Below are 13,034 nucleotides of genomic sequence, written 5' to 3'. Positions count from 1 at the left end.
GAATTGAATATAATTACATCGAAAGTTCCGCTGTTTTTTCGAATGTAATCGTTACGATCATGCCCTGTTTGGACTTATGAAATTTTACCTGCCCATTTAACAAGTATACTCTGTTTTTAATTCCGCTTAAGCCCGATCCGGTATGACCAGCCTGCTCTGTATTGATGTTAAAACCTATGCCATTATCTGCAACCTGAATAGAAACCTGATTACGATGTAAACGAACTTTGATCTCTGCCTTACTCGCTTTGGCATGTTTGATACAGTTATTGATTAGTTCTTGTATCATCCTGAAAAGATAAAGCTGCACATCTGTACGCAGATAATCTGCCGCACTATCAATATAAGTATCAATATGGAAATGATCAGTACTGGTACGCTGTGCCATTTCTTTGATCCCTGCAACAAAGCCAAAATCTTTGAGTACAGTAGGTGTAAGTTCATAAGAAATTTGCCTGGTTTCTTTAATCACCTGATCCAGTAACGCGTTCACATTCTTAAACTCCCCTTTCAGGTAATTAGTTCTTTCTACACTTTCCAGGTTTAGCTTAATTCCATAAAGCAGCTGACAAATACTATCGTGCAAAGCACTACTGATGATATTACGCTCTTTTTCCTGTGCAGTAAGTGTTGCAGAAAGAATTAGTTTTTGCTGATCATTTTTTAAGGATTCAGCTTCACGCTCTAACCTTTTCCTTTCTGTGATATCTGATAATATACCGGCAAAATAACCGGATTCTTCCTGCATTTTAATTTCATGACCCTTTGCAGCAATATATTTGAAATCGTCATCTTGTGTAATGATCCTGAATTCCAGACCTATATCTTTTACTCCATGTATAGCTCCCAGCAACTGATTGCTCACCTGTTGCCGATCTTCAGGATGAATTAATGCAATTAATCCTGTAATTGTTCCATTAAATTCCCAGTTTCTGATTCCCATAATATTAAAACTGTGGGGATCCAGGAAAACAGAGTTGGTTTCGCTGCATATAGTCCAGGTTCCTGTTGCAGAGGCTTTAAGTGTCATCTCCAGTCGTTCTTTGGTCTCTTTTAAGACTTGTTGTGCATTACGACTTTCTGTAATATCAATAACTGTAATATAATATTTGACATCTGTTACTATGATACTGGAAATTGCTCTTCCCTCCATACGGGTATAAATGACCTGATCATCTGCTAATTTCAACTTGATTTCTGCCGTTTGTTTGGTATCATTATATTGCATCCTGTGCAGAAAATTGTAAAAATCTTCCCACGACTGCGGAGAAATAAAACTTTGAAATCTTTTATGGAGAATGGTAGGTCTGGCTATATTAAGCAGATCTATACCATTCTGATTCGCTTCTTCCACTACACCCAGATAATCCAGGATAAAATAGCCTACAGGTGCCAGGTCGAATAAGCCGACGAACTTAGCCCGCTCCCTGTCCAGTGTCAAATAGGAAGTTTTCAATTCATCATTCTGCATTTCCAGCTCCAGTTGGTATACCTGAAGTTCATTGAGCAAAACATTAACATCATCAAGTGTCAGGCTTATCTTTGAAGAGAAGTTTTCATTCTTATACTTCAGCTTTTCTGATAGCCGGCCAATTAATGATGTACTATTTTCTCTCGATGAACCCTGCCTTCTATCCACTGTTTTGATTTCTAAAAGTGATCAATGATACTAAACCTATTCCTTCTTCTACTTTATTTACAGGTTGGGTTTTCACAAAAATGTCTTTAATCCCTGTCCCCTGAAAGTTATGTTGTATAAACAAATCAGCAGGTCCTGTTTGCAGCAGTAAACTGTCAAGCTTATTTGTTTTCCATTTGTTGTGAACAATCTCCATGAAGGATTGTTCTGTAATTTCTCCCTCTTTTAAATTAAATTGTTGTAAGAACAAATCATTCGCAACCAGTATCTTTCTGTCTTTGTCCAGCACTACTGCTGCATCAGGAATAAGACTGATCATCCCTTTTGCATATTCCATGAGCGATGAAAGTCTGCTCTCCATTGCTTTTACAGGTGTTATTTTAGTAAAAGTAACCACTGCACCGCTGATAAAATTGTCCATGGTACGGTAAGGCATAATTCTGAGGTTATACCATTCATTTTTTTTGGTGGTTACCTCCAGTTCTTTACCAGAAAGCTTTTCAATTACTTCCTTAATAGAATCTTCTAAAGAAGGATAATCAAAATTGGAAACAATATGGGTAATTGACCGGCCTACATCACCCGGTATCACATTAAACAATTTAGTGACCTGCGGAGTAAAACGGACAATATTAAGCTGATTGTCTAAAAATATAGTTCCGATTTCAGTATTATCCAGCAGGTTTTTCATATCATTATTCAGCTGAGTCAATTCTTCTGCTTTATTCTGATATTGAAGATTAATGGTCATCAGCTCTTCGTTTAAAGACTGCATTTCCTCTTTTGTGGTTAATGCTTCTTCATTGGTACTCTGCAATTCTTCGTTCGTACTTTGTAATTCTTCATTGGCAGACTTCAGTTCTTCCATAGAAGTCTCCATCTGCTCAATGGTACTATGTAATTGCTGCTTGGTATAAATCAATTCTTTTTCCAGCTCCTCCACCTCTCCATCCCTGGTCTCACTGATACTTATTCCTTTGGAAGTTTTTCTTTTTTTAATCAGGCCCAGATCGAAGAAAGTAACCAGCAGCAGATCCTGCAAAGGTATTTCTGTCATATAATCAATCTTAAAACCAGCCAGGTAAACCCGGTCACCATCCTTGATTTTTATATCAGAGACCTCTATTTTACTCTTTTGCTCCCATACCTGGTGAATTGCGTTGCCTAAAGCATATTTAAGTTCTTCTCTGGCCAGTCTATGGATATTAAATACAGCTTCCCCCGAGTTAATCTGCATAAACTTCGCTGTTTTACCATTGATATACAGAATATCGCCACGCTCGTTTAACAATAGCGAAGTTGGGGTAAAACTTTCCAGTAATATTTTATGAAAAGTTTCTACCAGAGGATTCTTTAAGTTTTTGGTAGGAAGATGCATTTTTACATTTTTACTGTGCTGACTCGCTACATGAAAAGGAAAATCAAGCATATTACCTAATGATGCCCCTTCTTTACGCTGAAAAAGCTTCCATTTGGTATCGAGATTGGTAAAACTGTCCTGAAAAGTCCCTACTGATTCTGCAGGCCCTAAAAACAACAAACCATTAGGATTCAGAGAATAATGAAATACAGGAATAATTTTACGCTGTAATTCTGTGGTCAGGTAAATCATAACATTCCGGCAACATAACAGATCCAGACGGGTAAATGGTGCATCTTTGATCAGGTTATGCTGTGCAAATACAATCATTTCGCGCACCTCTTTTTTAACAATATACCCCTCGTTAACTTTAATAAAAAAGCGTTCCAGTCTTTCCGGGGATACCTCTGAAGAGATGTTGGAGAAATAATTTCCCGAACGGGCATGGTCAATAGCAATCGGGTCAAGATCAGTTGCAAAGATCTGTAATCTTGGTTTTCTTTCTAATTTTACTTCTTCGAGGAATTCGATGAGCAGTATCGCAATGGAATAAGCTTCTTCACCTGTAGAACAGCCTGCTACCCAGACACGAATAGGATCGTTTTCATCTTTGGTAATCAAATAAGGGTATAACTTTTCCTTCAGGGTATCAAATGCCTGCTGATCTCTGAAAAACTTAGTTACGCCAATCAATAACTCATTGAATAACAATATGATTTCATTTGGAGTTTCCCGCAGGTAAGTAATATATTCAGCATAATCATGTAATTGATTGATCGCGATCCTTCTTTCAATCCTTCTGACAATCGTATTCTTTTTATATAGGGTAAAGTCATGCCCGGTATGCGACCTTAAAAGCATTAATATTTTTTGCAGTCGTGTTTGGTTGGTATTGGATAAGTAAGCTTCTTCAATAGCACCGGATTCCAGGAGTACAGGATGGTTCAGATATTGAATCAATTTTACCGGCATATCTTCAGGGGCGAGTATATAATCCACCATATTTGACTTGATCGCAGCATTCGGCATACTTGGATATTCAGCTGTCACCGGATCTTGTACTATAGCCATACCCAGCTTTTCCTTGATCATTCTGACACCTGTTTCTCCATCTGCGCCCATACCCGAGAAAATAATAGCGACAGCATTGCCCCATTGATCCTGAGCCAGGCTTTGCAGAAAATAATCTATGGACATGTGGGCCCCTTTATAGCGGGAAGCTTCCATGAGTAACAGGCGCCCGTTATGGATACCCATATCTTTTCCCGGCGGGATGATATAAATACGGTCAGGTTCAACCAGCATACCGTCTGTGGCTTCCATAATTGTCATAGAAGATACTGGCTGTAACATGGATGACACATTGATATGGTGCGAGTTGTCAAGATGCATAATGATTACAAATGCAATCCCGCTTTTTACCGGCATATGTAAAAAGAACTTTTCAAAGGCATGAAAGGATCCTGCGGAGCCTCCCATTCCAACGATAGGAAAAGATGTTTTATTTTGTTCGTTTTTTTTGGATCTGGATGCTTGTACGGTCATTATTTCAATTCATAAATCTTATAAAGTTAAAATAAAGTTGGTATTTTCCAGTTACAAAAATATTTTAAAAGAGAGAACAATTATACTATTTCCGTAAAACAACACACTAAACCGTTATTATTCTGGTTATTGAGACACCGGATAAATACCTACTGAAAATTGGAGAATAGCGTTAAAAGACATTAAAAGCCTGATCTCTGCAGGTCTTATTTTTAAATGAGTTACGCGGATCGCTATTCCCCGCTGAACTATCTTTAATTAAACGGGACATTGCGCTATAGGTATCATCCCATGATAAGATCTGAACGGTATTTTGTAAGGAGTCTGTAGAAGGAAATGGATGAACCTGAGGATAAGACACTGATTTACTGTTCGTAATGGTATACCCCTGCGTAAAGATAAGATCAGACTTTTCTACTAATTTCTTCTCCAGAATACCCATATCTTCAGGACAATGTCCAAACATGGAAACCTCGTCCATACAATCGTATATGGTTAATCCGGGTTTATATTTTTTGGTAAAGGATAAAGCAGAAGAAGTATAATACCAGAATGTCCAATCCTTAAGGTCCGCATTTTTCATAAATCCGTCAATTAACCAGGTCATGCATTTAGTGACCTGGCTGGAAGTAAGCCCTGGTCTTAGATGCGGAACCATTTTCCATAAGGTTTCTGAACGCGTTCCAAAAGAGAAATAAGGTTCATCTTTGGCGTCAAAAATGGGATTTTCAACGTAATAAACATTGGTATCTTCAGCAAACCGCAATAACAATTGCTGAGGCCGCTGCAACAAAAAGTCCCAGCGGAGATGTGAAAAGCAGAGTAAATTTTTAGGTACCATATCTACAAATGATTTCATACTATTCAGATAGTACTTAACTGAACATCAAATTTAAGAGGTTTATTTAATTAACCACCAGTATAAATACCCAAAAACCTGAAGTCAACTACCTATTTCAAGAATGTAAGACCTTTTAATCTTTTAATAATTTTATGTTCATTTTATTTTTCTTACCATACATCAATACAACAACAACTTTATTATACCATATTTGTCGTATAAAAAAATTACAAACATGAAAAAATTACTTGTATTATTATTAGCAGCATCAGCTGCATTATTTGCTTTTAAACCAGTTGGACCAAGTACCTGGACTGCAGATAAATCGCATTCAAAATTAGGATTCGTGATTACACACTTAATGATCACTGATGTTGAAGGTTCATTTAAAAACTTTGAATCAACAATCACAGCTTCAAAAGATGATTTCTCTGATGCAGTGATAACTTTGAGTGCTGATATCAATTCAGTAAATACAGAAGATGAAAAAAGAGACGGACACTTGAAAACTGCTGATTTCTTTGACGCTGAAAAATTCCCTAAATTAACTTTCAAAAGTACTTCAGTTAAAAAATTAGCTGGCAATAAATTCAAAGTAAACGGTCTGTTATCATTACATGGTGTAACTAAACCAGTTACTTTAGACGCAACTTTAAGAGGTGTAACTACTAACCCAATGTCTAAAAAAGCTACTGCTGGTTTCAAAGTAACAGGAAAAATCAAAAGAGCTGATTTCGCTTTAGGTTCAAAATATCCAAATGCAATGTTAAGTGATGAAATTATACTTAACGCAAATACTGAATTCGTTAAAAACTAGTCAAATGGACTGATTTAGCCATCAAGCTAAATTAAATTGAAAAAGCCGCTGTTTCGTAATGAAACAGCGGCTTTTTCTTTCCGGTATTAAATCTGTTTACCAGATTTTAACTCTCTTTGCTGGTGCAAGATATAACGAGTCTCCAGGTTTTACATTAAATGCTGTGTAAAATTCAGGAATGTTCCTTACAATCCCATTCACACGGAATCTTGCAGGAGAATGCGGGTCTGTACCTACTTGTTTCCTTAAGGCCTGTTCTCTTGATTTGTTTAACCAAACCTGTCCCCATCCAATAAAAACACGCTGATCGCCATTAAAGCCATCCAGTACTGGTGCAGTTTTACCATTCAAACTGGCGTGATAAGCTTTCAGCGCAATTGTTAATCCACCAAGATCTCCGATATTCTCTCCCAAAGTAAATTCGCCATTTACATTCAGATCGCTCAATACTTTAAAGCCACTGTATTGTGCAACCAAAGCATTGGTTCTTTTCTTAAATTCACTTAAGTCATTTTTTGTCCACCAGTCACGCATCACACCGTCGCCGTCAAAAGTACTGCCCTGATCGTCAAATCCATGACCAATTTCATGTCCGATAACAGCACCAATACCACCATAATTTACGGCATCTTCGGCATTCATATCAAAAAATGGTGGCTGCAGGATAGCTGCCGGGAATACAATTTCATTCAATGGCGGGTTATAATAAGCATTTACCGTCTGAGGGGTCATCCCCCACTCTGTACGGTCAACCGGAGTTCCCAGCTTTTTCATCATCCGGTTATATTCAAAAGCAGTAGAACGGGTCAGGTTACCATAAAGATCATTTTTAACGATTTTCAGGCTGGAATAATCTCTCCATTTATCAGGATAACCGATTTTGGGCGTAAACTTACTGATCTTTTTAAGTGCCTCAGTTTTAGTTTCAGGACTCATCCAGTCCAGTTCTTTGATACTGGTTTCATAAGCTTTAAGCAGATTGCCAACTAAAACCAGCATACGTGCTTTAGCTTCAGGAGAGAAATGTTTCTCTACATACAACTTACCCACCATTTCCCCTAAAGAACCATTCACAACACCAACAGCTCTGCGCCATTGCGGACGTTGTTTAGGTACACCATTTAATATAGTTCCATTGAAACTGAAATTCTCTTCATCAAGAGCAGCATTCAAAGCACTTGCACCACCTTTGACCAAACTCCATTTCAGATAAGTTTTCCAGATACTTAGCGGCGTATTTTTAATAATTCCGTTCAGCTCTTTAGTATAAGCAACTTGTGCAACAACAATACTGTCCGGATTTTTCACACCTGCTTCATTCAGCATACCTTTCCAGTCATAATCAGGCATTAAGGTATTCAGCTTGCTCACCGCATATTTATTGTATAAACCAGCCATATTCCTGGTTTCTTCTTTCTTCATTTGTTTAGAAGCCAGCAAAGTTTCCAAAGCCATAATCTCTGATGCTTTTGGTTTGGCTTCTGTAACACCTGCAAGGGTCAGCATTTTTTCAATATGTGATACATACTTAGTTCTGATCTCTTTAGACTTGGCATTATCAGTGAAATAATATTCTCTGTCCGGAAGGCCTAATCCACCCTGCCAGGTTAACAGCATATAATTTTTAGGATTTTTAAAGTCTTCTGTAACTGTCACACTAAACGGTGCCATATTTCCTATTTTATTCGCATAAGCAAAATACGCGGCCAGTTCTTTCTGGTTTTTAATGGCATCAATCTTCTTGAAATCAACTGCCAGAGGTTTTACGCCAACCGCATCTCTTACTGTCATATTCATATAAGAACCATAAAGGTCACCTATTTTTTGTTCCTCAGAACCATCGGCAAATTTTCCGGATGCTGCCTTTTCTATAATTTCTTTGACATCTTCCTGAGCTTTATCATTGATCACTGAGCTTACACTTGCAGAAGGTTTATCTGCTGGAATTTCTGTTTTTTTAATCCAGGCTCCATTTACGTAATCCATGAAATTATTTCCCGGAACAACTTGTTTATCCATATTTTCAAGGATAATTCCCGATTTAGGATCTCCTGTGGAATGAAAGGATTGGAATGCCGCCAAAACCAGCAGGGAACCTGCAATGATGGGTACACCCAAAGAGAGTTTTAAATTATTCATCTGTTATCAGTTAGTTTAATCAAATCTACTAAGAAACCGTTTCTTAATTTGCATCTAATTATAATTCTTTAGGATCTGGACTCTGCCTACTTTATTAATGCTTAAGATTCAGTTTTATTTCAATAAATTGCGCCCTGTTTGTTGAAAAACAAGCAGCATAGAAGATTATAGATGACAAGGATTGATAAAGACACACCTATAGCTGTTATTGGCCTGGGTTACGTTGGCTTACCACTGGCAGTAGCTTTTGCGCAGTATTTTAAAGTGACAGGCTTCGATACTAAACAAAAACGCATAGAAGAACTCCATAAAGGATACGACAGCACGCTGGAAATCACTGAAGGGCAGCTGCTGAATATCAAGTCTGATTTAACATTCAGCAGTGATAGCAATGCTTTACAGCAGGCCCGTATCTATATTATTACCGTACCGACCCCCATTGATAAATTTAACCATCCTGATTTGTCTGCTTTATATAAAGCAAGTGAAACAGTGGGCCGGTTTTTAAAAAAGGGAGATATCGTAATTTATGAGTCGACCGTTTACCCTGGCGTTACCGAAGACGAGTGCGCACCCGTACTGGAACGTATTTCGGGACTTAAATTCAATGTTGATTTCTACTGTGGCTATTCTCCCGAGCGGATCAATCCAGGAGATAAAGAACATACACTGACCCGGATTTTAAAGATTACTTCTGGTTCTACACCAGCAGCAGCAGACCGGGTAGATGAATTGTACCGCACCATTATTACAGCTGGTACTTACAGGGCCCCGAGTATTAAAGTCGCGGAAGCAGCCAAAGTTATAGAAAATGCACAGCGGGATATTAATATCGCCTTTGTCAATGAACTGGCCAAGATATTTAACCTGATTGGTTTGAATACGCTGGACATATTGGAAGCAGCAGGTACTAAATGGAATTTTCTGAACTTCAAACCCGGACTGGTGGGCGGACATTGTATTGGTGTAGATCCTTATTATCTTGCTCAAAAGGCACAGGAAGCTGGTTATCATCCGGAAATCATTCTTGCCGGCAGACGTTTGAATGATGGAATGGGACAATACATTGCTGATGAAGTCATTAAATTAATGGTACGCAGGCAAATACAGGTTACAGGCAGTGAAGTCCTGATTTTAGGTTTCACTTTCAAGGAGAATTGTCCGGATGTACGTAATACCAGGGTAATCGATATTGTAATGCGTTTAAAAGAGTATCATGTGAATGTATGTATTCTTGATCCCTGGGCTGATCCTGTCCATGTTTACCAGGAATACGGTATTACCTGCCAGAATGAAGCGATTACCGACCGTCAGTTTGATGCCGTAATCGGTGCTGTTGCGCATTCGGAGTTTAAAGAACTCGATGTACGGCAGCTTTGTAAAGAAAATACAGTAATCTATGATATAAAAGGAATGTTACCTGAAAAAATCACGCATGGAAGACTCTAATTATCAACTTTATACTTATCCTTACCATGATCAGGATTTGAGTAAATCAGCTTTTCTGATCACTGGCGGAGCTGGTTTTATTGGTTCAAACCTGGTTAAATATCTATTGAAATATGGTGCGGGAAAAGTACGTGTGCTGGATAATTTGTCTACCGGATTCAGGAAGAACCTGGAAGAATTTGAATCGAACCCTGCCTTTGAATTTATAAATGGTGATATCCGTAATCCTGAAACCTGTATATCTGCTTGTAAAGGAATTGATTACGTAACACATCAGGCGGCACTGGGATCTGTACCGCGTTCTATAAAAGATCCTTTAACCACCAGCCAGGTTAATATAGAAGGCTTTTTAAACCTGCTGATGGCAGTTAAAGAGCAACAGGTGAAGAGAATGGTCTATGCAGCCTCTTCTTCTACTTATGGAGATAGTAAGGAATTACCCAAAACAGAAGAACGCATTGGCGCCCCCCTCTCCCCTTATGCAGTGACTAAATTAGTCAACGAGCTTTATGCGGATGTTTTCAGAAAAACTTACGGAACGGATAGTGTAGGTTTAAGATATTTTAACGTTTTCGGACCAAACCAGGATCCTGAAGGTGCTTATGCAGCAGTTATTCCGCTGTTAATGAAAGCAGTTATAACTGGCTCCGCACCTGTTATTAATGGCGATGGAAGTCAGACCAGGGATTTCACTTTCATTGAAAATGTAGTACAAGCAAATATCAAAGCTCTATTATTTACTGGTGAGACTCCCCATACAATTTATAACGTAGCTTACAGTGAGCGTATTTCCTTAAATCAGCTTTGGGTTATTATAAAAGAACTTCATGGTACAGATCCTGGACAGACTTATGGTCCATCCAGGGCCGGAGATATTCATGATTCACTGGCAAACATTAGCAGGATTAAAGAAGACCTGGGTTACGCTCCATTATATGATGTACAAAAAGGGCTGGAATATACGCTGAACTGGATGAGGAATAAAGTATAGTTTAATTATCGTAACGCTCTGCCAGTTTATTGGTAATAATTTTCTCCACAGATCTCCAGTAGAATCTGGCCATCATTTCTTCTACCCTGCGCATCACCTCGGGAAATTCATAACCGCTGACGATATAGTCATCCTTAGCAAATAGCCTGAATAACAATCTTTGTTTACGTTCATTAAGCTTTCTCAACTTCACATCAGGCATATACGCTCTATGCATAGCATAATTCTCAGCAAGATCGGTTGTGATTAACCCGGTTTCCGGATCTTTATACAAAAGAATTTCTCTCGAATTGGTAATTGCGGAGAAACAAAACCGGCTGTACAGATGAGGATGCAACCTGTGGTTATGTTTATTTAAAAACCTGGTCACTTCCAGCACCAGTTCAAAATTGCCATCAGGAAAATTCTGAACAAACTCTTCTTTAAAACAGATAAACATGTTTTCGGCTAACCTTTCACTATTGAATATAGCCAGACAGATTGATAATGCGGCTGTATAAGAAGCGTTCTGCCCGAGTTCGCCCCATTCAAAGCTACAATCATAAAATGAACGCAGTGCGGTCGCGGTTTCCGGAAATATTTCCTGGTGGTTTACCCATAACCTCCTGGTAGTTTTAACCGGTACGGAAAGTTCATTGGAAATACTTACAGTTCCTTTAATATGAAAAACTTTCTCCGGCATTCGGATGTCCCATTTCACTGTTTTAGATTCTGAATAATTATTCATAAGCATGTTTTAACTAAGGAAAAACAGAAAAGGTATGGCAGCCAGCTTTTACGCGATGAACCAGGAAAATTTTACTGGCCGCACATACCATTTTCTTCATCAAGGTAATTGGTGTTTATACGTAGCTGCGGATGCAAATAAGCGAAATCTGGAAAAAGAACAGGGTCGGCTACTTGCCCGTTTAATGTAACAGAGGTTCTGGTAAACCTATATATTTTTTGCAAAATATACCCTACAATAAACTTAAGCAAGCAACCGACCCCATATTTATAGGTTCAGGCTGCTTGACTTATCTCGTAGGGTATTGTTGAAATTTACCAGATTTCTGTTACGAGGCTCGTCAAGCAGTCCTTCATTTCAATTGAAGAACTGCAAAATTATAAATTTGTGTGAATCTATATTCTATTACATAATATTAATTTAAATAAGTGGACAAATATGTAGAGTAATTCTTCAAATTAAATTACAATTCTACATTATAAATACTAATATCAACATAAATGTAGAATTATACTAATAAAATGTAGAATATTCTTAAAGATTATTGATTTACCTTGTTTTTAGTGAAAAAAGAGGATATTAAGAAACATAAAGGTGAACTTCTGGACTCCGTTGTCCGCAATTCAGGCATGACCATAAAGGCTGTTGCAAAAGCTGCGGGATATGACAGAACCAGTTATTATAACCACATTCTGGAACCTCAATTACCTTATAAAATAATCTCAAAATACGGAGAAGCACTTAAATATGATTTCTCTGATGAATACCCAGAAGAGAAAGTGACCAGGCCAGCCCATACTAAGGAGATTACCACTTTTGAAGAAATGGAACAAGACAGGAATTACTGGCGTGAAAGATTCTTCAAATTAGCGGAAAAAGTAGCCGATAGTTTTAACGAAGAAACTTCTGGCGACGTCTAGTAAATCGATTATTCAGCTTCGTTTTGCGCTGCCGGATTAATAAAATCCACAGCAATTTTCGTCAGATAAGCGTCCGAAGCTTTCTCCTCAGCCAGGCACTCTTTCAATATCATTTGAGCTTTTGGATAATCCAATTCTTCAAGCAGGGAAATTAAACTTCCATAACTGGCTATTTTGTAGTGTGCAATCAGCTGAACAGCATAAATTATTGCTGCATCTCTCAATGCTGTACCAGTTTCTAAAGTCTTTACGATAGAGGCTGCTTTATCACTTAGAATTTCGATAATGTGACATTTCCCTTCGCCAGGTTGCTGGTTCATTAAATCAAATACCATATCCAGCCGTTGCACGTGCAAGCTGGCTTCTTCAGATTGTTCGATTAATGCGCGTTGCAATTCTTCTGTAAATGCAGCAATAGATAGTGCAGCTGCACATTTAACCAGTTTCTTTTCCGAAATATACAGGTCTTGCAAACATTGAATAAAGAAATCCTGCAAGCCTTGCGCTTTGAGTTTATCCACCATAAGGCAATGATTTAATTTCTCTCTGGAACGATCCTATAATGATTAACAGCATTAAAACAATTAACGATTAACCACATTAAAA

At 38.1% G+C, this 13,034-nt stretch carries 10 protein-coding genes; 4 read left to right on the top strand and 6 right to left on the bottom strand.

Annotation, left to right across the window (positions count from 1 at the left end; all coding sequences use genetic code 11):
- Window positions 1-13: 13 nt before the first annotated feature.
- The 3 genes from AB3G38_RS00205 to AB3G38_RS00195 all read right to left on the bottom strand — a co-directional run bounded on the left by AB3G38_RS00205 (window position 14) and on the right by AB3G38_RS00195 (window position 5,403).
- Window positions 14-1,639, bottom strand: a complete 1,626-nt coding sequence (locus tag AB3G38_RS00205) for an ATP-binding protein (RefSeq protein WP_367866484.1) — start codon at window positions 1,637-1,639, stop codon at window positions 14-16.
- Window positions 1,632-4,544, bottom strand: a complete 2,913-nt coding sequence (locus AB3G38_RS00200; protein ID WP_367866483.1) for a CheR family methyltransferase — start codon at window positions 4,542-4,544, stop codon at window positions 1,632-1,634. The genes AB3G38_RS00205 and AB3G38_RS00200 overlap by 8 nt, the downstream gene beginning before the upstream one ends.
- A 172-nt stretch (window positions 4,545-4,716) precedes the next feature.
- Window positions 4,717-5,403 (bottom strand): hypothetical protein, encoded by a 687-nt coding sequence (locus tag AB3G38_RS00195; RefSeq protein ID WP_367866482.1) that lies wholly within the window; start codon window positions 5,401-5,403, stop codon window positions 4,717-4,719.
- Between the two features lie 217 nt (window positions 5,404-5,620).
- On the opposite strand from AB3G38_RS00195, the gene AB3G38_RS00190 reads away from it, so the two are divergent.
- The gene (locus AB3G38_RS00190; RefSeq protein ID WP_367866481.1) at window positions 5,621-6,202 is read left to right on the top strand and encodes a YceI family protein; all 582 of its coding nucleotides are present in this window, start codon (window positions 5,621-5,623) and stop codon (window positions 6,200-6,202) included.
- Between the two features lie 96 nt (window positions 6,203-6,298).
- Here AB3G38_RS00190 and AB3G38_RS00185 read toward each other — a convergent pair whose 3' ends face one another.
- Entirely contained in the window at window positions 6,299-8,341 is a 2,043-nt protein-coding gene (locus tag AB3G38_RS00185; protein WP_367866480.1) for a M13 family metallopeptidase, read from the bottom strand.
- Window positions 8,342-8,512: 171 nt separating this feature from the next.
- Here AB3G38_RS00185 and AB3G38_RS00180 point away from each other — a divergent pair, with 171 nt between their 5' ends.
- Window positions 8,513-9,790 carry a nucleotide sugar dehydrogenase gene (locus AB3G38_RS00180; protein WP_367866479.1) on the top strand — a complete coding sequence of 426 codons (1,278 nt, stop codon included), beginning with the start codon at window positions 8,513-8,515 and terminating at the stop codon, window positions 9,788-9,790.
- Window positions 9,777-10,781, top strand: a complete 1,005-nt coding sequence (locus AB3G38_RS00175) for an SDR family oxidoreductase (protein ID WP_367866478.1) — start codon at window positions 9,777-9,779, stop codon at window positions 10,779-10,781. The genes AB3G38_RS00180 and AB3G38_RS00175 overlap by 14 nt, the downstream gene beginning before the upstream one ends.
- A 1-nt stretch (window position 10,782) precedes the next feature.
- On the opposite strand, the gene AB3G38_RS00170 is transcribed toward AB3G38_RS00175, so the two are convergent.
- Window positions 10,783-11,508, bottom strand: coding sequence for a DUF6166 domain-containing protein (locus AB3G38_RS00170; protein ID WP_367866477.1), 726 nt, complete (start codon window positions 11,506-11,508; stop codon window positions 10,783-10,785).
- Between the two features lie 563 nt (window positions 11,509-12,071).
- Between AB3G38_RS00170 and AB3G38_RS00165 the strand changes: the two genes are divergently transcribed.
- Window positions 12,072-12,428, top strand: coding sequence for a hypothetical protein (locus AB3G38_RS00165; RefSeq protein WP_367866476.1), 357 nt, complete (start codon window positions 12,072-12,074; stop codon window positions 12,426-12,428).
- Between the two features lie 8 nt (window positions 12,429-12,436).
- Here the strand turns inward: AB3G38_RS00165 and AB3G38_RS00160 are convergent, their stop codons facing one another.
- Window positions 12,437-12,952, bottom strand: a complete 516-nt coding sequence (locus AB3G38_RS00160; RefSeq protein ID WP_367866475.1) for a DUF892 family protein — start codon at window positions 12,950-12,952, stop codon at window positions 12,437-12,439.
- Window positions 12,953-13,034 lie beyond the last annotated feature (82 nt).

This window comes from Pedobacter sp. WC2423 (genome assembly GCF_040822065.1).
GTDB lineage: Bacteria > Bacteroidota > Bacteroidia > Sphingobacteriales > Sphingobacteriaceae > Pedobacter.
Note: the sequence above shows the minus strand (reverse complement) of the source record. Positions and strands in the feature narration are given on the sequence as shown.

What these genes read in the sequence shown, in the direction of transcription:
- AB3G38_RS00200 (WP_367866483.1), bottom strand. Translation starts at nt 4,544, where the DNA reads ATGACCGTACAAGCATCCAGATCCAAAAAAAACGAACAAAATAAAACA.
- AB3G38_RS00195 (WP_367866482.1), bottom strand. Translation starts at nt 5,403, where the DNA reads ATGAAATCATTTGTAGATATGGTACCTAAAAATTTACTCTGCTTTTCA.
- AB3G38_RS00190 (WP_367866481.1), top strand. Translation starts at nt 5,621, where the DNA reads ATGAAAAAATTACTTGTATTATTATTAGCAGCATCAGCTGCATTATTT.
- AB3G38_RS00185 (WP_367866480.1), bottom strand. Translation starts at nt 8,341, where the DNA reads ATGAATAATTTAAAACTCTCTTTGGGTGTACCCATCATTGCAGGTTCC.
- AB3G38_RS00180 (WP_367866479.1), top strand. Translation starts at nt 8,513, where the DNA reads ATGACAAGGATTGATAAAGACACACCTATAGCTGTTATTGGCCTGGGT.
- AB3G38_RS00175 (WP_367866478.1), top strand. Translation starts at nt 9,777, where the DNA reads ATGGAAGACTCTAATTATCAACTTTATACTTATCCTTACCATGATCAG.
- AB3G38_RS00170 (WP_367866477.1), bottom strand. Translation starts at nt 11,508, where the DNA reads ATGAATAATTATTCAGAATCTAAAACAGTGAAATGGGACATCCGAATG.
- AB3G38_RS00160 (WP_367866475.1), bottom strand. Translation starts at nt 12,952, where the DNA reads ATGGTGGATAAACTCAAAGCGCAAGGCTTGCAGGATTTCTTTATTCAA.